This window comes from Dokdonella aquatica (assembly GCF_051987395.1).
Classification (GTDB): Bacteria; Pseudomonadota; Gammaproteobacteria; order Xanthomonadales; family Rhodanobacteraceae; genus Dokdonella.
Map to the genome: position 1 here is coordinate 789,736 of NZ_CP197094.1, position 23,697 is coordinate 813,432.

The following is a 23,697-nucleotide window of genomic DNA, read 5'->3' on the forward strand; positions in this document are numbered from 1 at the left end:
GTGGATCAGTGCTCGTAGGCCGATTCACCGTGATAGGTGATGTCGAGGCCTTCGCGCTCTTCTTCTTCGCTGACACGCAGGCCGAACACGACCTTGGCGATCAGCAACGACACCGCCGCGACGAGGCCGATCCAGACGATCGTGATGACCACGCCGAGCGCCTGGATGCCGACCTGCGAGGCGATCGAGAAATCGGCCGCGCCGGTGCCGCCGAGCGACGGCGCCGCGAACACGCCGGTCAGGATCGCACCGACGATGCCGCCGACCGCATGCACGCCGAACACGTCGAGGCTGTCGTCCGCGCCGAGCAGGCGCTTGAGGCCGTTGACGCCCCACACGCAGACGATCGCCGCCGCCGCGCCGATCGCGATCGCGCCGAACGGACCGACGAGACCGGCCGCCGGCGTGATGCCGACGAGGCCCGCGACCGCACCCGAGGCCGCGCCGAGCACCGACGGCTTGCCCTTGACGATGCCTTCGACGAGCGACCACGTGACGACCGCGGCGGCCGTCGCGAACAGCGTGTTGATGAAGGCGAGCGCGGCGCCGGCGTTGGCCTCGAGGTTCGAGCCCGCGTTGAAGCCGAACCAGCCCACCCACAGCAGCGAGGCGCCGACCATCGTGAAGGTCACGTTGTGCGGCTTGATCGCCTCGCGGCCGTAGCCGAGGCGCTTGCCGACGAGGTACGCGGCGACGAGGCCCGCGACGCCCGCGTTGATGTGCACGACGGTGCCACCGGCGAAGTCGAGGGCCCCCTTCTCGAACAGGTAGCCACCGGCCGCCCACACCATGTGCGCCATCGGCAGGTAGCCGAACGTGAACCACAGGACCACGAACAGGATCGTCGCCGAGAACTTCATGCGCTCGGCGAAGGCACCGACGATGAGTGCGCCGGTGATGCCCGCGAACGTGGACTGGAACGCGATGAACACGTACTCGGGCAGCTTGACGTTGTCTGTGAACGTGTCGGCCAGCGACTCGATCGTGACGCCGGACAGGAACAGCTTGTCGAACGTGCCGATGAACGCGTTGCCGCCCGCGAACGCGAGGCTGTAACCGTACACGGCCCACAGCACGACGAGCAGCGAGAACACGACCAGCACCTGCATGAGCACGGAGAGCACGTTCTTGCTGCGCACCATGCCGCCGTAGAACAGCGCGAGGCCCGGCACGGTCATGAGCAGCACGAGCAGCGTCGAGGTGAGCATCCACGCGACGTCGCCCTTGTCGACCGTCGGCGCGACCGCCGCGGCGGCTTCCTGGGCGAAGGCGAGGCCCGGCACGAGCGCACCGAGCAGGACGAGGGTCATCGGAAGGAACCGGTGCAGGCACCGGGAAGACAGGATGGTTTTCATGAAGTCCTCGCGGGTGTCGTTAGAGGGCATCGGCGCCGATTTCGCCGGTGCGGATGCGGATGACCTGCTCGATGGGCGAGACGAAGATCTTGCCGTCGCCGGTCTTGCCGGTGCCGGCGACGCCCTGGATGGCCTCGATGACGGCCTCCACGCGGTCGTCGGTGACGACGGTCTCGATCTTCACCTTGGGCAGGAAGTCGACGACGTATTCGGCGCCGCGATAGAGCTCGGTGTGGCCCTTCTGGCGACCGAAGCCCTTGACCTCGGTGACGGTGATGCCGGACACGCCGGCCTGGGACAGCGCTTCGCGGACCTCGTCGAGCTTGAACGGTCTGACGATGGCGGTGATGAGTTTCATGGTCGCTCCCGTGGATCGGTTGGAGCCGGCCGCACGGCGGCCGGCGCGCGGATCAGAACGCCTTGGTCAGCGTGACGATGCCGGCCTGCTTGCCCGTGTATTTGCCGAATGCGTTCGTGTAGAGCGACTCCTCGGCGTTGGTGTCGACGTAGGCAACGGCGATCGAGAAATCGTGCGGCAGCGCGGCCGTGACGCCGACCTTCCAGTCGGTGTACTCGCCGGCGCTGAAGCCGCTGATCCACTGCTTGCCCGCATGCAGGTTGAGCGTGAACGTCTCGCCGAGCGGCTGGTTCCAGGCGAGGTCGAGGTAGCCGCTGCCGTCGGAATCGGAGATGCCGAACAGGTCGGTGAACGCGTACGAGTACTTGGCCGTGACCGTCGCGAACGTCACCGCGAAGTAGCCTTCGAGCGTATCGGCATCGTTGAAGCCGCTCGGGAACGTGCCCGGGTACCAGTAGTAGTTGAGGCCGACGTCGTAGGAGACGCTGTCGCCCCAGCTGCCCTTGTAGCCCGTGTAGAAGTCGAGCTCGACGCTGCTCGAGATGCTGTCCTGGCCGTCGGAGAGCCAGCTGATGTTGCTGCCCCAGGTACCGGCATAGAAGCCGCTCGCGTGGTCGAACTGGAAGCCTCCCTGCAGCGCGGGGTCACGGTTGGTCTGCGTGATGCCGCGGAACGTGTAGTCGTTGGTCAGCGAGATCGAGCCGGAGAACGGCGAGGAGGCTTCCTCGGCATTCGCGGACGCGGCGTACAGGCCGACGAGCGGGATGAACATGCAACACGCAAGTACGTGCTTCTTCATGGGCAGGCCTCGACAGGTGGGAGAGGAAAACGGAACGGCGCGAAGGATTCGGGCGCGAAGCCCGGGGAGCTCCCCAGCTCCCCGGCTCCGGTCAGACCGAGTAGTACATCTGGTATTCGATGGGGTGTGTCGCGGCGCGGAACTTCGTGACTTCCTGCATCTTCAGATCGATGTAGCCGTCGATGAAGTCGTCGGTGAACACGCCGCCGGCCTTGAGGAACTCGCGGTCGGCATCGAGCGCGGCGAGTGCCTGGTCGAGGCTCGAGCAGACCTGCGGGATGTTCTTCTCCTCCTCGGGCGGCAGGTCGTAGAGATCCTTGTCCGAGGGCGAGCCGGGATCGATCTTGTTGAGGATGCCGTCGAGGCCGGCCATGAGCAGCGCGGCGAATGTGAGGTAGCCCGAGTTCATCGGATCCGGGAAGCGCACCTCGATGCGGCGGCCCTTCGGGTTGTGCACGAACGGAATGCGGCAGCTCGCCGAGCGGTTGCGCGCCGAGTAGGCCAGCATCACCGGCGCCTCGAAGCCCGGCACGAGGCGCTTGTAGCTGTTCGTGGTCGAGTTCGAGAACGCGTTGATCGCCTTGGCGTGCTTGAAGATGCCGCCGATGTACCAGAGCGCGGTCTGCGACAGGCCGCCGTAGAGGTCACCCGAGAACAGGTTGACGCCGTCCTTCGCGAGCGACTGGTGCACGTGCATGCCCGAGCCGTTGTCGCCGACCAGCGGCTTGGCCATGAACGTGGCGGTCTTGCCGTTGCGGTGGGCGACGTTCTTGACGACGTACTTGAGCGTGAGCAGCTCGTCGGCCTTCGCGGTGAGCGTGTTGAACCGCGTGCCGATCTCGCACTGGCCGGCCGTGGCGACCTCGTGGTGGTGCACTTCGACGACCTGGCCGAGCTCGGTCAGCACGTTGCACATCTCGGTGCGGATGTCCTGCAGCGAGTCGACCGGCGGCACCGGGAAGTAGCCGCCCTTGACGGCCGGGCGGTGGCCCGTGTTGCCTTCGGCGTAGCGCGTGCGCGACGACCACGAGGCTTCCTCGGACTCGACCTCGAAGAACACCTTGCCCATGTCGTTCTGCCAGCGCACCGAGTCGAAGAGGAAGAACTCGGGCTCGGGACCGAAAAACGCCGTGTCGGCGATGCCGGTCGACTTGAGGTAGGCCTCGGCGCGCTTGGCGAGCGAGCGCGGGTCGCGCGAGTACGCCTGCATCGTGTTCGGCTCGAGCACGTCGCAGTGCAGGATCAGCGTCGGCTCGGCGAGGAACGGGTCGATGTAGGCCGTGGCCGGATCCGGCAGCAGCACCATGTCCGACTCGTTGATGCCCTTCCAGCCCGCGATCGAGGAGCCGTCGAACATCTTGCCGTCCTCGAACACCGACTCGTCGATCGTCGCGGACGGGAACGTCACGTGCTGCTGGCCGCCACGCAGGTCGGCGAAGCGCAGATCGACGTAACTGATGTTCTTGTCCTTGATCAGCTTGAGAACGTTGGCGGCGGAAGACATGGAGACCTCGTGGTTGACGGATGTGAGGCTTGTTAAGCAACCGTCATGCCACGATTGGTGCGCTGCAAAACATCTTTCATATCAATGTCATAAGAACATCGATGTGATGCAGACCTCAATGGAATGCACCGCAATGGATCTACTTTCTATGAATATGCTCGATAGTGGTGCAATGGTCTGGCACGCCGATTGACGCGGCGACCTGCTCCGCCTGGCGGCGAACACCCCGGCGCCCGACGGCCGCGCGCGACATGGTTTTGGCCAGTCTTCACCGAGCCTTCCGACACTTCAGACGCCGCCGTGCGCCACTGCGTGCCCTTCCCGTGAACGAGGCACCCCGATGCGTACGACCCCGATCGCCGTCCTGATGGCCGCCTGCGCCTTCTTCGCCCACGGCGCGGCCCGCGCCGACGCGCCGACTCGCCTCGACGACGGCTGGCGCGTCGCCGATCCCGCCGCGCAGGGCTGGGATCCGAAACCGTTCGCCGAGGCCGAGGCGAAGATCGCCGACGGCACGTGGAAAGGCGTCACGAGCCTCGTCGTCGTGCACCGCGGCAAGCTCGTGCACGAGCGCTATTTCAACGGCACAGACCGCGACACGCTGCACGACACGCGCTCGCTGACCAAGAGCGTGACCGCGATGCTCGTCGGCGCCGCGATCGACCGCGGCCTCGTCGCCGACGCGCAGGCACGCGTGTTCGCGCTGTTCGGCGACAAGGCTCCCGTGCGCAACCCGGATCCGCGCAAGGACGCGATCACGTTCGAGGACCTGCTCACGATGAGTTCGCTGCTCGAATGCAACGACGAGAACAGCTTCTCCTCGGGCAACGAGGAGCGCATGTACGTGAGCGAGGACTGGATCCGCTTCACGCTCGACCTGCCGATCAAGGGCTTCGCGCCGTGGGAATCGCCGCCCGCACGCAGTCCGCACGGCCGTGCGTTCGCCTACTGCACGGCAGGCTCGTTCCTGCTCGGCGCGGCGGTCGAACGCGCGAGCGGCAAGCCGCTCGAGACCTTCGCGCGCGAGGTGATCGAGGCACCGCTCGGCATCACACGGTCGACCTGGAACCGCGCGCCCGACGGCACCGGCATGGGTGGCGGCGGCACGCGCTACCGCAGCCGCGACCTCGCGAAGCTCGGCGAGATGCTGCGCGACGACGGTCGCTGGGCCGGCAAGGCGGTGCTGTCGAAGGCGTGGACGCGTGCGATGCTCCACGTGCATGCGCAGGCCCGCGACGACGCCGACTACGGCTACCAGACCTGGCGCTTCCGCTTCCCGCATCGCGGCGGCGAGCAGCCGGCCTGGGCGATGTCGGGCAACGGCGGCAACTACGTGTTCATCGTGCCCGAGCTCGAACTCGTCGCGGTGATCACGAGCAACGCGTACAACCAGCGTTTCGCGCATCCGCAGTCGCAGGGCATCTTCCGCGACGTCGTGCTCGCGGCGATGCCGCCCGCGCGTGACGACGCGAAGCGCAACTAGCGCACGGGTGCGTCGCGTCGCGCGGCGAGCAGGTCGGCGGGCAGCCAATTCGCCGCGAGCACATGCTCGCGCTCGCCCGCGACGCGGCGGCCGATCGTGTCGATCGCCGTCGCGAAACGCGGTTCGCCGGCGAGCGGCCGGAACAGCGGCGAGGTCTGCAACCAGGCGCGATCACTGAAACCGGCCGCGATCGCCGCATCGAGGGCGTCGAGCGCGGCCGCGTGATGCCCGCCATCGGCCTCGAGGATCGCGAGCTCGAGCCAACTGTCGGGCCAGCGGTCGCCGGCGTCGATGCCGTGGCGCAACACCTCGCGTCGCGCGGTGCGCCAGGCCTCGTCGGGCGGCGCCGCGCCGAACAGCGTCGCGAGCGTCACCGGCATGCCCGCATGCGGTCGCGCGGCGCGTGCCTCGCCGAACGCCTGCGCGGCCGCTTCGCGATCACCGTCGAGCAGCGCGAGTTCGCCGGCGAGCAGGAACAGGTCCGGATGGCGCGGCCGCGCCATCGCCTCGGCGAGCGCCGCACGCGCCTCGGCGAAACGGCCCTGCAGGAAAAGGTGGCGCGGCCAGGCGACGTTGCCGAACACGTTGTCGGGAAACAGCCGGAAGACCCGCGCGTAGCGCTGCTCGGCGACGGTCGTGAAACCGAGCAGTTCGAGCGTGCGCGCGACCTGTACCTCGAGGAAGCGCAACCGTGCACCGGCATCGCCGACCGCGAGGTTCGCCTCGAGGGCTTCCGCGAGACGCCCTTTCACGGCGAGCAGGTTGGCCGCCGAGGCGAGGCTGTCGGCACGGCCGGCCGGATCGAGCGCGTGCGCGCGCCGGTACGCGGCGAGCGCGTCGTCGATGAAGCCACGGCAGTCGAGCGCGTACGCCAGCGCCGCGTGCGCACCGGCATCGTCGGGCGCTTCGGCGAGTCGTTCGCGCGCGATCGCCTCGGCACGCTCGGCCTCGGCGGGCGGGAAGTCGTAGAGGCACATGCGCGCCGACAACGCGAAGCTGAGACCGATGCGTGCAGCCGCATCATGCGGCGTGCGCGCGAGCACGTCCTCGAACAACGCGATCGCGCGCTCGTTGTTGTCGCGCTGGCCGATCGCGGCGTAATGGCGTGCGCGGGCGAGCGCATCGTCGGAGGTGTCCGCCATCGGCGCAGGCGGTACCTGCGGGCGAGCGCGCAGCACGAGGACGATGACCGCGGCCGCCACGAGCACGACCGCGACGGACACGACGATCGCGCGCCTCGCGGCGATACCGCGTGGCGCTGCGGATGCCGTCGCGGGCGCCGGTGCGCCGACCACGTCGTCCACGAGCGGCTCGGGTACGTGGCACAGCTGGTAACCGCTGCCGCGTACCGAGCGCACGTAGCGCGACTGGCGGCCGTCGTCGCCGAGTGCCTGGCGCAGCAGCTTGACGCGCTGGGTGACGGTTTCCTCGCCGACGACCGCGGGCGACCAGACCTCGTCGATGAGCGCGTCGAAGCCGAGTACGCGGTCGCCGTGCCGCACGAAGCATTCGAGCAGGCGGAACGTCAGCCCGCCGACCTCGAGCACGGTGCCGTCGCGCGTGACGCGCTGACGGTCGAGGTCGACGACGAGGTCGTCGAGGCGGTAGCGGCGCGTGCTCATGCCGGTGTACCCGACCCCGAACGCGAAACGCCGCCTTGCGGCGGCGTTTCGATGCGATCGCGCGGGAAAGCGGCGATCACTTGACCTGGCTGATCATCCACTCGACGGTGGCCTTGACCTGCTCGTCGTTGAGCGCCGGGTTGCCGCCGCGCGGCGGCATCATGCCGAGGCTGCCCGTGAAACCTTCCTCGGCGTGCTTGATCAGCGTCTCGGCGCCGAGCGCGATGCGCTCCTTCCAGTGTGCCGAATCGGTGAGCTTCGGCGCGCCACCCGCGCCACTGCCGTGGCAGGCGCTGCACAGGTTGCCGTAGATGACCGAACCGTCCGTCGTGCCTCCGTAGGCGACTGCCGAAGCCGCCGCCTTCTTCGCTTCCTCTTCGGCCGCGGCAATCGCCTGGCGTCCCGATTCGCCCGCGTGCACGCCGCCGACCGGCGCGAGGCGCTCGGCGACCTTGACGGCCTTGGACGGGTTGTCGGGACTCGGATGCTTGGAGTAGACCCAGGCCGCGAGGCCGATGAGGCCTGCCGCGACGATCATCAGCGCGACGATCAGCAACGAGAAATGCTTGAGGAAGACCGCATCGGTCTGGGGAACGGGATTGCTCACGAGGGCCACCTCTTTGAGACGTCCGGACCTGCTGCCGGCCGCCGGAAACGACGCAGGAGTATAACGATGGCCATGGGGACGCGGAAGGCCGCGCCGCGGTCGGTTGGTCGCAGCCGGTACGGCACGGTATGATCGCCGCCCGCGTCATGCCCCGATGCGTGCCTCGCGGTTTCCGCCACCGGCACGCCCTCGAACGGCCTCGGCGCACTCTGCGGCGCGATGCCGCAGCCGCTCCACCCCGTGCGCCCGTAGCTCAGCTGGATAGAGTACCGCCCTCCGAAGGCGGTGGTCGGAGGTTCGAATCCTCTCGGGCGCGCCATTCCCGCCTTGCATGCCCGGCCCACGACCTGTGGACGCGCGAGGCCTCAGTCGATGACGCCCTGCTGCCTCAGCGTCTCGATCGCGAGCCGCGCTGCCGGCGAGCAGGCGTCGAGTGCCTCGCTGCCGATCCACGCGATCGCCTCGATCTCGGCCGCGGCCCTCGGTTCGCCCGCGAGTTCGCCGCGATAACAGCGCAGGCGCACGAACGTGCCCGCGGGCTTGCCGTCGGCCTGGGCTTGGAAGTCGCCGACGAACACGAGGCTCGCGGGATCGAGGTCGACCGCGAGTTCCTCGGCGATCTCGCGCACCAGCGCCGCGGCATCGCTCTCGCCGGCCTCGCGCTTGCCACCGGGCAGGTACCACGCGGCGCGGCCACGCGAGCGCGCGACGAGCACGCGGCGGTCGCGCACGTGGACGAGGGCGAGCTTGTCGATCGGGGTCGTCATGGCCGGGCCTGTGGCGGATCTGCGCCATTGTCGGCCATCGCGTGTGGCCCGTGTCAGCCATGTGCGGCGTTTCCCGTATGCACGAGGACGGGCATCGCGCCCGTGCGGACGCCGCGCGTCGTCGCGTCCGTGGCCACGACCGGGAGGGATCGCGATGGGCATGCTGCTGACGAGAGGGAGCCGGGGCCGCGACGTCGCGCGGCTGCGCGCGGCGCTGCGCGAGCGCCTCGGTGCCGACGCGGCGACATTCGCTGGCCTCGCGGGCGACGGCGACACGTTCGATGCCGACACCGAGGCGGCCACGCGACGCTGGCAGTCCGGCAGCGGCCTCGTCGGCGACGGCATCGTCGGCGCGCATACGGGCGCCCTGCTCGGCCTGCGCAAGCCGGCGCGCTTCGAGGTCGAACCCGACTTCCCGCGCGTTCGCCTGCTGTTCCCGGCGACCAAGCCCGCGAACATCGCGCGCTATCTGCCCTACGTCGCCGCGGCGCTCGAGGCCGAAGGCCTTACCGACCGCCCGATGCTGCTCGCCGCGCTCGGCACGATCCGCGCCGAGAGCGAAGGCTTCGTGCCGATCAGCGAACTGCCTTCGCAGTACAACACGAAGCCGGGCGGCGAGCCGTTCGGCGCCTACGAGGGCCGCACTTCGCTGGGCAACACGCAGCCCGGCGACGGCGCGCGCTTCAAGGGTCGCGGCTTCGTGCAGCTGACCGGGCGCGACAACTACACGCGCTACGGCGCGAAGCTCGGCATCGACCTGCTCGAGGTTCCCGATCGCGCGAACGCACCCGAGGTCGCCGCCGCGCTGCTCGCGCGCTTCCTCGCCGACCATGCCGACGCGATGCGCGCGGCCCTCGCGCGCGGCGACTATGCAGGCGCGCGCAAGCTCGTCAACGGCGGCTCGCACGGACTCGCACGCTTCAGGGAAGTGTTCACGATCGCCGCGCGCGAGGCGTCGCAACGGGATGCTCCCGCAGCGGTACCGGCACCGGCACGCCGCAAGGTCGCGGCCGGCACGGCGAAGGCGGCGGCGCGCAAGCCGAAGCGCCCTGCGCTGACCGTCGTGCGCGACCCGGCCGACCTGCGCGATCGCCCCTACTACGCGCCGCCACGCGGCCTCGCCGAACGCTGGCCCGGCGATGCGGACATCGCGACGTTCCTGCCTGCGTACACGAAAGCCGGCCTGATCCTCGACCAGGGCGAGGAAGGTGCGTGCACGGGTTTCGGCCTCGCCTGCGTCGCCAATTACCTGCGCTGGCGCGCCGCCGGCACACCGGCGAACCTCTCATCGGTGAGCCCGCGCATGCTCTACAGCTTCGCGCGCCGCTACGACGAGTACGCCGGCGAGGACTACGACGGCTCGAGCTGCCGCGGCGCGCTCAAGGGCTGGCATCACCACGGCGTCTGCCTCGAGGACGACTGGCCGTACCAGCCCGCCTCGCGCCAGCCGGCCTACGGCTACGTCGAACGCGCGGCGCGCCACACGCTCGGCGTGTACGCGCGCGTCGACCTCGGCTCGATCACCGACCTGCAGGCTGCCATCCAGGAAGTCGGCGCGGTGTACGTCTCGGCGTTCACGCACGACGGCTGGGACGAGGTGCCGAAGCGCGTGCGCGCGCCGTCGTCGCACGACGACCTGCCCGTGATCCCGTTCGACGGACGGCCTTCCGACACGGGCGGCCACGCGTTCGCGCTGGTCGGCTTCAACGCGACCGGCTTCGTCGTGCAGAACTCGTGGGGACGCCAGTGGGGCGTCGGCGGTTTCGCCGTGCTCACCTACGCGGACTGGCTCGCCAACGCGATGGACGCATGGGTCGTGTCGCTCGGCGTTCCGGGCGTCGTGGTCGGCCGCATCGGCCGCGACGAGCTGACCGGCGCCGCCGCGGCGCTCGCGCGCGGCACCGACACGCGGCGCTGGTGGAGCGAGGATCAGGCCTACCGCCACAGCGTCGTGTTCGGCGACGACGGCCGCATGAAGCGCTACCTCAGCGAGGACGAGCTCACGCGTACGCTGCTGCACCAGGCCACGGGCCTGCCCGACGCATGGTTCCGGACGCGGCCCGCGAAGGAGCCGCGGCGCCTCGTGCTGTACGCGCACGGCGGTCTCAACAGCGAGGATGCCGCGATCAAGCGTGCGCGTGCGATGGGTCGGCACTTCGTCGCGAACGGCTGCTATCCGCTGTTCCTGGTCTGGAAGACCGGCCTGCTCGAATCGATCGGCGGCATCCTGCGCGGTGCGTTCTCGCGCGAACCCGCACGCGCGGCCGGCTTCGGCGAACGCATCAGCGAACGCACCGACCTGCTCGTCGAGAAGACCATCGGCCGCCCGCTCGCGCGACCGGTCTGGAGCGAGATGAAGGAGAACGCCGAGCTCGCGTTCGGCTCCGGCCGCGGCGGCGACCTGCTCGTGACCGCGCTGCAGAAGCTCTGCGAGACCTGGGGCGACGACCTCGAGATCCACCTCGTCGGGCATTCCGCGGGGGCGATCCTGCTCGGCAGGCTGATCAGCGCACTCACCGCGCGCGGCCTCGTCGGCAAGGTGGCCTCGACGCACCTCTACGCGCCCGCGTGCACGGTCGAGTTCGCGAACCGCCACTACGCGCCGCACGAGGCGCTCATGAAGCGGCTGCACCTGGACGTGCTCAGCGACCGCGCCGAGCGCGACGACGCGGTCGGCGGCGTCTACCGCAAGTCGCTGCTGTATCTGGTCTCGAACGCACTCGAAGCCGACCTGCGCACGCCGATCCTCGGCCTCGACCGCATCTTCCGCGAGGACGACGCGGGCTGGGACGGCACCTCGAGCACGGCCGATGCGCTCAAGCAGTGGCGCGCGGCGGCGGCGCGTGCAGGGCTGGTGAAGAACAGGCTCGGCGTGCTCGACGACGACAAGGTGACCGTCGCGCTGCCGAAGCACCGCATCGCGGCGGCGCACGGCAGCTTCGACAACGACATCGCCGTCGTGTCGCGCACGCTCGAACGCATCACGGGCGGCAAGCTCGCCACCGCGGTCGACGACCTGCGCGGATTCTGAACGCGCGGTGCGTTGCGGGCGAAGAACCCGCAGCGCCCGCACCGACCCACCATTGTCCGGAGAAAATCCACACATCGTGCCGCACCGTCAGCGGAGCTGTGGCGCGGTATTTTCCGCGCGCTCACCGTCGCGTGACCGCACAGGCTCACCGCGTCCTCCTGGAGTGGCGCTGCGCTTGAGCCCCTCGCCCACCGGGAGAGGGGTTGGGGAGAGGGTACGGCATCGACACCACGTCCGATCATCCTCGCGATCCCGGACCCTCATCCGGCCATTCGGGCCACCTTCTCCCGGAGGGAGAAGGGATAAGGATCGCGCCGTGTGCGTCTGCCGCGAGAGCGAGTCGACATCCCGGCATTCATCGCCGCAAGCCTGACGCGGCAACGCTCTCCAGCCTTCGCTTCGAACTTTTCCCCGGACAGCAGTGCGCACCGACCGGCATCGCGTAGACTCGCGCGCATCGGGGAGTGCGACGGGCATGCGGGCGAGCGGCATCGTGCTGGCAATGGTGTGCGGCTTCGCCGCGGCGGCCGGCCGCGTCGACGCTGCCGAGCTCGTCGTCGCGATCGTCGACGGCCAGGGCGCGCCGGTCGAGGATGCCGTCGTCACGGCGACGCCGCGCGATGCCTCGCTGGCCCCGCCGCCGCGCGCGCCGGCGACGCGCGTGATCGACCAGAAGGACGAGCGCTTCGTGCCCACGCTCGAGGTGTTCCGCCCGGGCGACCGCCTCGTGTTCCACAACAGCGACCCGACGCGCCACCACGTCTACTCGTTCGCCGATGCGAAGGCGTTCGAGTTCGTGCTCGCGAGCGGTGAGCAGTCGGCGCCGATCGTGCTCGACAAGCCCGGCATCATCGCCGCGGGCTGCAACATCCACGACACGATGATCGCGCACGCCTTCGTGTCCGACGCGCCCTGGCTTGCACGCTCCGACGCGACCGGGCACGTGCGCATCGAGGGCCTGCGCGCCGGCATCTACGACATCGCGGTCTGGCATCCGCGCCAGCGCCCGGGGCGCGCGCTCGCGCCACAGCCGGTCACGATCGACGCGGTCGTGACCTCTGTCGCCGCGACGTTCACGCTGCCGCTGCTCGCCGATCCGCACGGCGACCACGGCCGCGAGCGCAGCGGCTACTGAGGCATGAGCCTGCGCCTGCGCCTCGTCGTGTTCATCGTCGCGACGATCGCGGCGATCCAGGCGTTCACGGCCGCGCTGGTCTACGACGTCGCGCGCGACACGAGCCTCGCCACGGGTCGCCAGCAGCTCTCGCAGGCCGCCGAGGCCTTCATGCTGCAACTCGAGGACGCCTCGGCGCGGGTCGCCGACACCGTGCACGTGCTGTCGCTCGATTTCGCGCTGCGCACCGCGATCGCGCAACGCGACCGCGACACCGTGCTGTCGGCGCTGCGCAACCACGGCCGCCGCGTCGGCGCGGCGCGCATGATGCTGCTCGACGTCGACGGCGGGGTCGTCGCCGACACCGGCGATGCGCCACTGCCGGCCGACGCCGCGCTATCGCCCGAGCTGATCGACCGTGCGATGGAACGTCCTGCCTCGACCGTCTCGGCCTGGGACGGCCGTGCGTACTGGACCGTCGTCGTGCCCGTGTTCGCACCGGCACTCACGGGGCTGATCGCGGCGAGCATCCCGATCGACGACGCGCTGCTCGCACGCATGCAGCGGCAGTCGGCGCTGCCGCAGGCGATCGAGCTCGCCGCGCGCGACGGCGACGGCCGCTGGCAGGTCGTCGCGGGCGGGCAACGCCGGGCCGGACTCGTCGCGCACGCGCAGGACTGGATCGCCGCGGACGCGCCCGAGCCGCACCTCGTCGACCTCGACGGCAACGAGTACCTCGCGCTCGCCGCGATGCTCGGCGACGCGACCGCGCCACGACCGGTGGCCGTGCTGATGGGGTATTCGGTCGACGACGCGCTCGCGCCGTACCGGGCGGTCGCGCCGGCCTGGGCGAGCCTGCTCGTGCTCGGCGTACTGGTCGGCCTCGCCGGCGCGCTGCTGTTCGCACGCGGCGTGTCGCGGCCACTCGATCGCCTCGTCGCGCGTGCACGCGGCATCGCCGCCGGCGACTACACCGTGCCGCCGGCACGCCGCGAGCCGCGCGAAGTGGCCGAACTCGCTGCGGCGTTCACCGGCATGGGCCAGGCGATCGCCGAGCGCGAGGAGCACATCCGCCACCAGGCCGACCACGATGCGACCACGTCGCTGCCGAACCGCGCGAGCTTCGAGGCGGAGGTCGCGCGGCATCTCGCCCATGACGCGGCGGGCGGTGGTGCGCTGCTCATGATCGCGCTCGCGCGCCTGCCCGAGATCGTCAAGACGATGGGGCATGGCCTCGGCGATCGCGTCATGCGCGAAGCGGCACGACGCCTCGCCACGCCGGCTGCCTCGGCGTCGCTCGCGCGCGTCACCGACGGCGCGTTCGCGCTGTGGCTGCCCGGTGGCGACCGCGACGCCGCTATCGCGCTCGCGTTCCGCGTTCTCGACGCGCTCGGCGCGCCGCACGTCGAGGCCGATCTCGCCGTCGATCTCGCACCGGCGGCCGGCATCGCGCTCGCCCCGTTCCACGGCCGCGAGGCGAGCACCTTGCTGCAGCGCGCGGAGGTCGCGCTGATCGCGACGCTCGGCAGCGACGATCCCGTCGCGGTCTACGATCCCGCCACCGATCCGCACCGTCCCGACCGCCTGTCGCTGATGGCCGACCTGCGCGAGGCGATCGACCACGACCACCTGCACCTGCAGTTCCAGCCCAAGCTCGGTCTCGCGCACGGCACGATCGGCGATGTCGAATGCCTCGTGCGCTGGCGCCACCCGCGTCTCGGTGCGCTCGCGCCCGACGCGTTCATCGCGCTCGCCGAGGAGACCGGCAACATGCGCCGCCTCACACGCTGGGTGCTCGCCGCGGCGATCGCGCAGGCCCGCGCATGGATGCTGCGCGGCCTCGACCTTCGCGTGGCGGTGAACCTGTCGGCGCGCGACCTCGACGACGCCGACCTGCCGCGCCGCGTCGGCGAACTGCTGACCGTGCACGCGCTCGCGCCGTCGCGGCTCGTGCTCGAGGTCACCGAGAGCGCGGTCATGCGCCATCCCGATGCGGCGCTGCCCGTGCTGCAGCGGCTCGCGGGGATGGGTATCGAACTCGCGATCGACGACTTCGGCGTCGGCCAGGCGTCGTTCGCCTACCTGCGCCGCCTGCCGGTACGCGAACTCAAGATCGACAAGGTGTTCGTGCTCACGCTCGCGACACGCGAGGACGATCAGGCCATCGTCGACGCGATCGTCGCGCTCGGCCATCGCCTCGGCCATCGCGTGACCGCCGAAGGCGTCGAGGACGCGGCCACGCTGGCCCATCTCGCGCGCATCGGCTGCGACCACGCGCAGGGCTTCCACATCGCGCGGCCGCTCGATGCGGCCGATCTCGAACGTTTCCTCGCGTCACGCGCCGCGGAGGGTGACGCACGATGACTCCGAAAATTCTCGCCGCCGCACTCGCGCTGCTGCCCTGCGCCGCCGGCGCGCAGGACATCCGCTGGCAAGGCTTCCTCGACCTGCGTGTCGTCGCCGCGGCCGACGAACGCGCCTGGCCCGATGGCGGCATCGGCAAGACGCGCTACGGCGACGGTGGCATCGGCGTGCATGCGAGCGCGGCGGCGCTGATCGGTCGCTTCCAGTTCACGCCGGCGCTGTCGGGCTACCTCGACGTGCAGGTGCACGACGCCGACCGCGCGAATCCGCAGCTCGTCGAGGCCTACGCGCGTTATCGCCCCGTGTCGACCACGCCGTGGCGCTGGGCGCTCAAGGCCGGCGTGTTCTTCCCGCCGATCTCGCTCGAGAACGACGCGATGGGCTGGACCAGCCCGTGGACGCTGACACCCTCGGCGATCAATGCCTGGGTCGGCGAGGAGCTGCGCGCGATCGGCGGCGAGTTCGCGCTCGAGCATCGCGGTGCGAATGCGACCTGGGAAGGCCGGCTCGGCGTGTTCGGCGGCAACGATCCCGCCGGCGAGCTGCTCGCCGCCCGCGGCTGGTCGCTCAGCGATGTCAACGTCGGCCTCGGCGGCCGCATCCGCGAGCCCGACGCCTATGCGGAGGACGACGACACGCCGCCGCTTCGTTACGACGCGTTCCTCGAGCTCGACGACCGCCCCGGCGCGTATGCGGATCTCACGTGGCGCTCGCGGGGCGGCACGCGCGTGAGCGTGATGCGCTACGACAACTTCGCCGACCCCACCCTGAGCACGCGGTACGAGGGCCACCGCACGTTCGCGTGGCGCACGCGGTTCTGGAGCGTGGGATGGCAGACGCGGATCGGATCGATCGAACTGCTCGCGCAAGGCATGACCGGCGACACCGTGTTCAAGCCGTCACCGCGCTTCACGGGCGAGACCGAGTTCCATGCGGGCTACCTGCTCGCCGGGCGCGCGGAAGGCATATGGCGCCCGGCCGTGCGCGTCGACTTCTTCACGTTGCGCGACGTCGCGGGCGGCCCGGTGCCACTGAGCGAACACGGCAACGCGCTGACCGCTGCGCTGGCATGGCGCCCGAACGACCACTTGCGCATCACCGCGGAGCTGCTTCGCACCGACAGCTGGCGCATGCAGCGCGTGATCGAAGCGCGCGACCCGCGCGAGGTCGACACGCAGGTGCAGCTCGGCCTGCGGTGGTTCTACTGACCCAGCTCAACCGGCGTGGGCGCGGCGGTCGGCGACGTGGCGGATACGGCGCGAGACGATGCGGCGACCGCTGAGCGGTACCGCAATGCGCGCGCCGTCCGACGTGCGCGCGGGCTGGGTCGCGCGCCCGTCGGCATGTTCGTAGGCCACACCGCCCGCGTGGACACCGAGAATGCGGAACGGCACGCCGTGGAAACGCGACTGCGCGTCGAGCGCATCCTGTGCCGTGGCGAGCGAACGATAGAGGTGGAGGACGATGCCGGTCGACGGGTGATGCATCACCCAGCCGACGAGGCCTTGCCGGCACATCGCGCGCTGCGCGGATTCATCGCGTTGCAGATCGAAAGGAAGGACTTTCTGCATGGTCGACATCGCGTGCTCCTCGTGAAAGGTACGGATACTCGAAAACGCGCATGCAGTGTGGTCGCGACGGGCTGAACGCAAGTGTCCGATGCGGGAAACAGGCGCTGAATGCGCGGGATCGCCCGCCCGCGCTTCGCGTCCGTTCAGGGCAGCGTGTAGGTCAGCGCATAGCGGTGCACGCCGCCTTCGATCGTGATGACGAGTTCGCCTTCGAGGCCCTTGAGCTCGTCGGTGCCCGACTCGGGGACTACGGTCACGCTCCAGTTCTCGGGCTTGCCGCCGCGCAGGCCGGAGCGGTGCATGAGCGCGAAGCTGCCCTTGCGTCCGTCGAGCGTGCCGGTGACCTTCTCGATCGCGACGTAGGCGCCCGCGTCCTTGCCGTCGCCGTAGGCGAGCATCTCGCCATAGGCCACGGCCTCGAGCGGGCCGTGGTAGGTCTTGTGCAGCGCGAGACGGCCGAGCCCCGCCGCCCTGGCCGGATCGTTGTCGGGTTGCTGCGGCGTGATCTTGACGTCGAAGCTGCCGTGGGCGTTCATGCTGGACTCCTTCGCGGCCCAGGCCGCGTGACTGAATACGAGGGCCGCGCCGAGCGCGACGTGACGGATGAAGGACGTGGACGGCATGCGGATGGGCATGATGGCGACTCCCCGGGCGAGTGGCGCGCATGACACCACGGCGCGCGACCGGCCGATTGTAGAAACGCGACGCGGCCGCCGCGAGCCGCGGGCATGACGCGCGAGGTCGGCAAGGCCCGCGGGCTGCTGCGCCACGCGCCGGTCGAAGGCACGTTCCATCATGCGCGCCTCGCGCCGTCGCCGAGCCTCGCCGATCGCATCGCGCATTTCTGGAGCGTCGGCTGGGACCTGCACGGCGGACCACCGCAACGCCGCGAAACGCTTCCGCATCCGACCATCCACATCGTCCTGCAGGCCGGACGCAGCCGCGTGCACGGCATCGAACGCGGACGCTTCACGACCGTGCTCGAGGGGCGAGGCAGCGTGTTCGGCGTCAAGTTCCGGCCCGGCGCGTTTCGTGGCCTGCTCGGACGCGCCGTCGCGACGCTGCGCGGCACCTCGCTGCCGCTCGCCGCCGTGTTCGGCGAGGACGCCGCGACGCTCGAAGCGCGCGTGTTCGACGTCGACACCGACGCAGCGCGCGTGGCGATCCTCGAGGACCTGCTCACGCATCACCTGCCGCCGGCCGACGACGATGCCTTGCACGTCGCCGATCTCGTCGAGGCGGTCGCGACCGACCCGGCGCTGCTGCGCACCGACGTGCTTGCGCATCGCGCCGGCACGACATCGCGCGGCCTCCAGCGCCTGTTCCACGAGTACGTGGGCGTGACGCCGAAGTGGGTCATCAACCGCTATCGCCTGCACGAGGCGCTCGAACACCTCGACGCCGGCGAGCCCGTGTCGTGGACACGGCTCGCGCTCGACCTCGGCTATTTCGACCAGGCCCACTTCATTCGCGACTTCAAGGCGATGGTGGGCTGCACGCCGGGAGCGTATGCGCGGCGTGCGCGCTGATCATACGAACCACGGAACGTATCCGCAGCCCGGAACGCGCCAGCCCCAAGCCCCCTACGCAAGCACGAGCTCAACCCCGTATTCCGCGTCTGGCCCGCCCTGTCCATGAGCCTCGATGATCTCGACGAGCCAGTCGAACACCGTAGGCCCCTGCCTTGCTTGGGCCCGCTCGAGGTCCCGCGTGATGCCCGCGACGCCCGAGGAATGGCAGGCGTGCAGCCGCGCACGCAGGACACGCTCGGTCTCCGCGAATCCCAGTCTCTGTCTGGAAAGACGGTGATGTTCCCACGTGATGACGAAACCTTCTTCGGGCGTTCCGAATCCACCACGCAGGACATCGTCGAAGGCATCGAGATTGCGCCCCCATTCGCGATCCGCCAGTGCACGCTCCCCGAAGTGACGAAAGAATCCGTCGAGGTCGGAGAACGCTCGTCCGTCGATGAGGATGATGGGTTTCACGCAGGGCACCTGGTTACTGGACTCGCACGCCTGATGAGGATCGAACCGACCAACCATCACGAAGATACTACCCGTCAGCGAAACACCCTCGACCCGCCGCACCACTGCTCCTCGCACGGTATCCCGTCGCGATCGCCGTCCATCTTCACGCCGGGACAATGTTGCAGAAAGAACGTCGCCTCGGCACACGAGGTCATCTGCGAGCAGTGGATCCGGCCGTCGCACGCGAAGGCCGGAGACTCGACGCGTGGCGCCGCGACGGCGACGCTTTCGCGTTGCACAGCTGCCGCGGGACGTTGACGCGGTGCCGATCCTGCATCCGAGCGCGATGGAACACGCTGTTCGAGAACTTCTTCGCGTGCCGCCCAAGGCGCTTGCGCCGCGAAGCGGGCGTGAAGCGACACGCCGGCAGCGGCGACCAGCACGAGTGCAGCCGCGATACCCTTCACGCTCGCCCCGCGCTTCTGCGGCGCGCGACGTGCCGGGCGCGCGGACGATGCCGGCGTGCGCACGCCGACCGCACGTGGACGCCTGTCAGGTCCGTCGACGACCGTGAACGACAGCATCTGCCCGACGACGGGCTGCTCGCCGCGCGGGAACGCCGAGATGTGCACGAACAGTTCGTGGGTGCCTTGCGCGGGCTCGATGAAACCGAAACCGCGCGCCTCGTTCCAGCGCTTGAGCGTGCCGTGTCGACGCATGCAGGACTCCGTGTCCGGGCTTCGCCGCGTGCCGGGCTCGCGCCCTCCCCTGTGCCGGCGCCCCGTGCGGCACGGGGCGCCGCGCGCTCACGTCACTTCTTCTTCGGGATGTACAGGTCGGTGATCGTGCCTTCGTAGACCTCGGCGGCCATGCCGACCGATTCGCTGAGCGTCGGGTGCGGATGGATCGTGAGGCCGATGTCGGCGGCCTCCGCACCCATCTCGATCGCGAGTCCGAGTTCGGCGATGAGATCGCCCGCGTTCGGCGCGACGATGCCGCCGCCGATGATGCGGTGCGTGGCCTCGTCGAACAGGAGCTTGGTGAAGCCTTCGGTGCGGCCGATGCCGACCGCGCGCGCGGAGGCCACATGCGGGAACTTGCCGACGCCGTAGGCGATGCCGGATTTCTTCGCCTCGACTTCGGTGAGGCCGACCCAGGCGATCTCGGGATCGGTATAGGCCACGCTCGGGATCACGCGCGCGACGAACTCGCTCTTCTGGCCCGCGGCGACTTCGGCCGCGACCTTGCCTTCGTGCGTGGCCTTGTGCGCGAGCATCGGCTGGCCGACGAGGTCACCGATGGCGAAGATGTGCGGCACGTTGGTGCGCATCTGGCGGTCGACCGGGATGAAGCCGCGCTCGGTCACGGTGACGCCGGCCTTGTGCGCATCGACCTTGCCGCCGTTCGGCGCGCGGCCGATCGCCACGAGCACCCGGTCGTAGGTCTGCGGCTCGGGCGCGCCCTCGCCTTCGAACGTCGCGACGAGGCCCTTCTTGCCGGCCTCGATCTTGGCGACCTTCACCTTGAGGTGGATGCCCGCGTAGCGCTTCGACAGGCGCTGCTGCAGCGGCTTGACGAGATCGGGATCGGCACCCGGCATGAGCTGGTCCATGAGCTCCACGACGGTAACCGCGCTGCCGAGCGCGTCGTACACGCAGGCCATCTCGAGGCCGATGATGCCGCCGCCGACGACGAGCAGCTTCTTCGGCACGTCGACGAGGTCGAGCGCGTCGGTCGAATCCATCATGCGCGGGTCGTCCCACGGGAAGCCCGGCAGCTTCACGGCCTGCGAGCCGGCCGCGATGATCGCCTTTTCGAAGCGCACGAGCTTGTTGCCGTCGGGACCTTCCACTTCGAGTTCGTTCGGCGAGACGAAGCGGCCCGTGCCCTGCACGACCGTGACCTTGCGCTGCTTGGCCATGCCGGCGAGGCCCTTGACCATCTGGCCGACGGTCTTCTCCTTGTGGCCGCGCAGCTTGTCGAGGTCGATCTTCGGCGCCCCGAAATCCAGGCCGATGTCGGCCGCATGCGCGGCTTCCTCGATCACGCGGCCGGCGTGCAGCAGCGCCTTCGACGGGATGCAGCCGACATTGAGGCAGACGCCGCCGAGGTTCGCGTAGCGCTCGACGAGCACCGTGTCTTGGCCGAGGTCGGCCGAGCGGAACGCGGCCGTGTAGCCACCCGGACCCGAGCCGAGCACGACGACCTGGCAGGTCACGTCGGGCGTGCGCCCGCTCGCCGCGGCGGCCTGCGGGGCCGGTGCGGACGGCGCAGCAGCGGGTGCGGGAGCCTTGGCCGGCGCGGCGGCGGCCGGTGCGGGAGCCGCAGCAGGCTTGGCGGGTCCCGCGGCACCGCCTTCGGCGACCTCGACGATCGCGACGATGCTGCCTTCGCTGACCTCGTCGCCGAGCTTGACCTTGAGCTCCTTGACCACACCGGCCACCGACGACGGCACTTCCATCGTCGCCTTGTCCGACTCCAGCGTGACCAGCCCCTGGTCCTTCTTCACGCTGTCGCCCGGCTGCACGAGCAACTCGATGACGGGAATGCCGGCGTAGTTGCCGATGTCGGGAACCTTGATCTCGATCGTGTTGGCCATGGTGGGTCTTCTTGAGGAATGAGGAACGCGCGGCGCCGTCAGGGCGCCGTGCAGGAAAGCGTGGCGAGGCCGTTCGCGGGGCCGGAGCCCGCGACGCCGGTCGCGCCGACCTCGGTGAAACTGCCGCCGATCGCGAGCGCGCCGCCGGGCAGGCTCACGGCCTTGCCGGGATTGTCGCCGGTACCGCCCGCCACCTCGACCCAGGTCGAGCCGACGAGCTTGGCGAGGCGGCGGATCGGCGTGCCGGCCGTGTCGGTGGTGAAGATGCCGGTCGCGAACAGCGCGGGGCCGTCGCCGTCGTCGTGCACGACGAGGCCGCGGATCTCGCCCGTGATCGGGAAGCCCGCACCGACCGCGCTCAGCGTGGTGCCATCCCAGCGCGCGATCGCGGGCAGCGACTGCGAACCGTCGGCCGAGGCATTGAAACGGCCGCCGATGTAGAGCGCTGGACCGTTGCCGTTGTCGAAGGTCTTGAGCGCGAGCACCTGCGAGACCGGGTTGCCGCTGCGGATCACGCCACCGCCGACGCTGAAGAACGCGCTGCCGTCGAAGCCCATGACATTCTTCGATTCGGTGACGATCTGGCCGCCCGCACCGTCGGGCATGCGGATGCGGTCGAAACGGCCGGCGAAGTAGAGGTCGCCGTCGAACACCTCGGTGGCGAGAATCACCGGCGCGACGAGGCCTTCGAACTGTTCGTGGTAGACGGTCCAGTCGGTGCCGTCCCACAGTGACAGCAGCGGTTTCTGCGGCGGATCGACCGCACCGCGCGAACCGCCGACGACGAGCCGGTCGTTCCACGTCGTCACGGCCTGCGCGAACGTGAGGTCGGCCGCGAACGGCGAGCCCGGCACGGTCGTCGTGGTCGCACCGTCCCAGGCGACGAGGCCGCGCGAACCGGGCAGCTCGTTGCCGCCGAACGCGATGCCGTTGAACGCACCGGCGATGTAGAGGCGCTCGCCGGTGCCGGCGTCGTACGGCGCGAAGCCGGTGACGAAACCGTCGACGAGCTCGGTCGTCGCGAGCGGCGAGGCGATGCCCGTGGCGGGATCGACCGTGACGACGCCACCCGACACGCCGCCGACGTCGCCGCCGAGCGAACCGCCCGCGTACAGCGTGCCGTTCCACAGCCCGAGCGTGCTCAACGAGCCGCCCGGCGTGCCTGCCGCGGTATTCCAGGTACAACCGGGCTGCGGCACGGGATCGAATCCGTCGGCGAAGATCGCATCCTCGACGGGCAGCTGGTTGAGGAACACGACGACCGAGGGCTGCCCCGAGTAACCGATCGCGAGATCGAGCCGGCCGTCGCCGTTGAAGTCGGCCGCGGCCAGCGCGGTGCCCGAGCCCGGCGCGTCGTAGCTCCAGTCCGGCGTCGTTGCGGGAAGGCCGTCGCGGTTGAGGTAGAGGTAGGCGCGCCCGGTCGAGAAATCGATGTCGACGATGTCGGGACGGCCGTCGCCGTCGAAATCGGCGACGAGCAGGTCTTGGTGGCTCGCGGTCTGGGCGGACGTCCAGACGTCCGTGAACACTCCCGCGCCGTCGTTGCGGAAGATCTTGATCACGTTGCCGAGGCCGATCACGACATCGAGGTCGCCGTCGCCGTCCATGTCGGCGAAGCGGATGCCGCGGTCGCCCGTGCCGGTGCCGAACGTGCGCCACGGCACTGCGGCGAAACTGCCCGAGGCGTTCTCGTGCAGCGCGCTCGGGAAGTTCACCCAGCGCGCGAAGCCGAGGTCGATGTCGCCGTCGCCATCGAGGTCGCCCGCGGCGACGCTGTTCTGGATCGACACCTCGCCGATCGTGACCGGCGAGGTCGCGAGCGTGCCGGCGGTGTTGCGGAACAGGTACGACGGGCGGAAATCGTCGCCCGAGCCACGCCCCTGGTTTGCGGTGACGAGGTCGAGCAGGCCGTCGCCGTCGATGTCGACGAGGGCCATGCCGACCGCCCACGCCGGGGCGTTGCTCTGCCAGCCCGGCGACGTCGCGAGGCCGGTGGCGCTGCCGAAGTAGATGCTGTTCGGCGCGTACGCGCTGCCGCCGTTGGCGACGACGAGGTCGGCGAAACCATCGCCGTTCACGTCGCCGATCGCGGCGTCGCCCGAGTGCACCTGGTCGGCCGAGGTCCAGCCCGGCTCGGCCTGCAGGCCCGTGCCGGTGTTGAAGTAGACGCGGTTGCGCCAGTCCTCGTAGGGCGGAAAGCTGTTGGACTGGTAGGCGACGACGGCGAGATCGGGCTTGCCGTCACCGTCGAGATCGCCGGCAGCGAGGCCGCCGACCTGGATGCGCAACGTGTTCTGCCAGTCGGGCGTGGCGCCGAACGGCACCACCGGTGCGGTGCCGGACGGCGCCGGCAGCGAGGCCGACGGGTGCGCCGCGGGCATCGTGCCGTCGGGAGCGATCTCGAGTGCGTACGCCGCCGGGGCTCCGGCGGTGGCCGCGAGCGCGGCGAACAAGGCTGGCATCTTCATCGGAACCGTATCTCCCGTGGGCGGTCGTGCGGCAGGAAGCCCCTGTCCTTCCCGATGGATTCCTCTCTGGTGACGATGGACGCGC

The 23,697-nt window shown here is 70.0% G+C and carries 19 protein-coding genes and 1 tRNA gene; 7 read left to right on the plus strand and 13 right to left on the minus strand.

Annotated features, from left to right (window positions below; genetic code table 11):
• Window positions 1-5: 5 nt before the first annotated feature.
• From ACQQ2N_RS03515 to glnA, 4 genes are all read right to left on the minus strand, one after another.
• Complete coding sequence (locus ACQQ2N_RS03515; RefSeq protein ID WP_440224294.1) at window positions 6-1,310, minus strand: ammonium transporter; 1,305 nt, start codon at window positions 1,308-1,310, stop codon at window positions 6-8.
• Between the two features lie 64 nt (window positions 1,311-1,374).
• Window positions 1,375-1,713 (minus strand): P-II family nitrogen regulator, encoded by a 339-nt coding sequence (locus tag ACQQ2N_RS03520; RefSeq protein ID WP_440224295.1) that lies wholly within the window; start codon window positions 1,711-1,713, stop codon window positions 1,375-1,377.
• Window positions 1,714-1,765: 52 nt separating this feature from the next.
• Complete coding sequence (locus ACQQ2N_RS03525) at window positions 1,766-2,512, minus strand: TorF family putative porin (protein ID WP_440224296.1); 747 nt, start codon at window positions 2,510-2,512, stop codon at window positions 1,766-1,768.
• Between the two features lie 91 nt (window positions 2,513-2,603).
• Window positions 2,604-4,016 carry a type I glutamate--ammonia ligase gene (gene glnA / locus ACQQ2N_RS03530; protein ID WP_440224297.1) on the minus strand — a complete coding sequence of 471 codons (1,413 nt, stop codon included), beginning with the start codon at window positions 4,014-4,016 and terminating at the stop codon, window positions 2,604-2,606.
• A gap of 340 nt (window positions 4,017-4,356) precedes the next feature.
• Between glnA and ACQQ2N_RS03535 the strand changes: the two genes are divergently transcribed.
• Entirely contained in the window at window positions 4,357-5,499 is a 1,143-nt protein-coding gene (locus ACQQ2N_RS03535) for a serine hydrolase domain-containing protein (RefSeq protein ID WP_440224298.1), read from the plus strand.
• On the opposite strand, the gene ACQQ2N_RS03540 is transcribed toward ACQQ2N_RS03535, so the two are convergent.
• Together ACQQ2N_RS03540 and ACQQ2N_RS03545 are read right to left on the minus strand one after the other, a co-directional pair.
• The gene (locus tag ACQQ2N_RS03540; protein ID WP_440224299.1) at window positions 5,496-7,121 is read right to left on the minus strand and encodes a winged helix-turn-helix domain-containing protein; all 1,626 of its coding nucleotides are present in this window, start codon (window positions 7,119-7,121) and stop codon (window positions 5,496-5,498) included. The two genes, ACQQ2N_RS03535 and ACQQ2N_RS03540, sit on opposite strands and share 4 nt — an antisense overlap.
• A 76-nt stretch (window positions 7,122-7,197) precedes the next feature.
• Entirely contained in the window at window positions 7,198-7,659 is a 462-nt protein-coding gene (locus ACQQ2N_RS03545) for a c-type cytochrome (RefSeq protein ID WP_440225704.1), read from the minus strand.
• A 311-nt stretch (window positions 7,660-7,970) separates the two neighbouring features.
• Here ACQQ2N_RS03545 and ACQQ2N_RS03550 point away from each other — a divergent pair.
• Window positions 7,971-8,047 (plus strand) — tRNA-Arg (locus ACQQ2N_RS03550).
• Window positions 8,048-8,093: 46 nt separating this feature from the next.
• Here the strand turns inward: ACQQ2N_RS03550 and ACQQ2N_RS03555 are convergent.
• Window positions 8,094-8,495 carry an NUDIX hydrolase gene (locus tag ACQQ2N_RS03555; protein WP_440224300.1) on the minus strand — a complete coding sequence of 134 codons (402 nt, stop codon included), beginning with the start codon at window positions 8,493-8,495 and terminating at the stop codon, window positions 8,094-8,096.
• Between the two features lie 160 nt (window positions 8,496-8,655).
• Between ACQQ2N_RS03555 and ACQQ2N_RS03560 the strand changes: the two genes are divergently transcribed.
• The 4 genes from ACQQ2N_RS03560 to ACQQ2N_RS03575 all read left to right on the plus strand — a co-directional run bounded on the left by ACQQ2N_RS03560 (window position 8,656) and on the right by ACQQ2N_RS03575 (window position 16,212).
• Window positions 8,656-11,526 carry a C1 family peptidase gene (locus ACQQ2N_RS03560; protein WP_440224301.1) on the plus strand — a complete coding sequence of 957 codons (2,871 nt, stop codon included), beginning with the start codon at window positions 8,656-8,658 and terminating at the stop codon, window positions 11,524-11,526.
• Between the two features lie 475 nt (window positions 11,527-12,001).
• Window positions 12,002-12,661: a hypothetical protein gene (locus ACQQ2N_RS03565; RefSeq protein ID WP_440224302.1), complete on the plus strand. Its 660-nt coding sequence runs from the start codon at window positions 12,002-12,004 to the stop codon at window positions 12,659-12,661.
• 3 nt (window positions 12,662-12,664) lie between these two features.
• Window positions 12,665-15,004 carry a putative bifunctional diguanylate cyclase/phosphodiesterase gene (locus ACQQ2N_RS03570; protein ID WP_440224303.1) on the plus strand — a complete coding sequence of 780 codons (2,340 nt, stop codon included), beginning with the start codon at window positions 12,665-12,667 and terminating at the stop codon, window positions 15,002-15,004.
• Entirely contained in the window at window positions 15,001-16,212 is a 1,212-nt protein-coding gene (locus tag ACQQ2N_RS03575; protein ID WP_440224304.1) for a hypothetical protein, read from the plus strand. Before ACQQ2N_RS03570 ends, ACQQ2N_RS03575 begins: the two co-directional genes overlap by 4 nt.
• A 6-nt stretch (window positions 16,213-16,218) precedes the next feature.
• Here ACQQ2N_RS03575 and ACQQ2N_RS03580 read toward each other — a convergent pair whose 3' ends face one another.
• Window positions 16,219-16,575: a hypothetical protein gene (locus tag ACQQ2N_RS03580; protein ID WP_440224305.1), complete on the minus strand. Its 357-nt coding sequence runs from the start codon at window positions 16,573-16,575 to the stop codon at window positions 16,219-16,221.
• A 143-nt stretch (window positions 16,576-16,718) separates the two neighbouring features.
• Window positions 16,719-17,111 carry a DUF3224 domain-containing protein gene (locus ACQQ2N_RS03585; RefSeq protein WP_440224306.1) on the minus strand — a complete coding sequence of 131 codons (393 nt, stop codon included), beginning with the start codon at window positions 17,109-17,111 and terminating at the stop codon, window positions 16,719-16,721.
• Between the two features lie 192 nt (window positions 17,112-17,303).
• Here ACQQ2N_RS03585 and ACQQ2N_RS03590 point away from each other — a divergent pair, with 192 nt between their 5' ends.
• Complete coding sequence (locus ACQQ2N_RS03590; protein ID WP_440224307.1) at window positions 17,304-18,104, plus strand: helix-turn-helix domain-containing protein; 801 nt, start codon at window positions 17,304-17,306, stop codon at window positions 18,102-18,104.
• A 54-nt stretch (window positions 18,105-18,158) separates the two neighbouring features.
• Here the strand turns inward: ACQQ2N_RS03590 and ACQQ2N_RS03595 are convergent, their stop codons facing one another.
• The 4 genes from ACQQ2N_RS03595 to ACQQ2N_RS03610 all read right to left on the minus strand — a co-directional run bounded on the left by ACQQ2N_RS03595 (window position 18,159) and on the right by ACQQ2N_RS03610 (window position 23,612).
• On the minus strand, window positions 18,159-18,563 hold the full coding sequence (locus tag ACQQ2N_RS03595; RefSeq protein ID WP_440224308.1) for a barstar family protein: 405 nt from the start codon (window positions 18,561-18,563) through the stop codon (window positions 18,159-18,161).
• Window positions 18,564-18,637: 74 nt separating this feature from the next.
• Window positions 18,638-19,264, minus strand: a complete 627-nt coding sequence (locus ACQQ2N_RS03600) for a cold shock domain-containing protein (protein WP_440224309.1) — start codon at window positions 19,262-19,264, stop codon at window positions 18,638-18,640.
• A gap of 92 nt (window positions 19,265-19,356) precedes the next feature.
• Window positions 19,357-21,144 carry a dihydrolipoyl dehydrogenase gene (gene lpdA, locus ACQQ2N_RS03605; RefSeq protein ID WP_440224310.1) on the minus strand — a complete coding sequence of 596 codons (1,788 nt, stop codon included), beginning with the start codon at window positions 21,142-21,144 and terminating at the stop codon, window positions 19,357-19,359.
• A gap of 38 nt (window positions 21,145-21,182) precedes the next feature.
• Entirely contained in the window at window positions 21,183-23,612 is a 2,430-nt protein-coding gene (locus ACQQ2N_RS03610) for an FG-GAP repeat domain-containing protein (protein ID WP_440224311.1), read from the minus strand.
• Window positions 23,613-23,697: the final 85 nt, after the last annotated feature.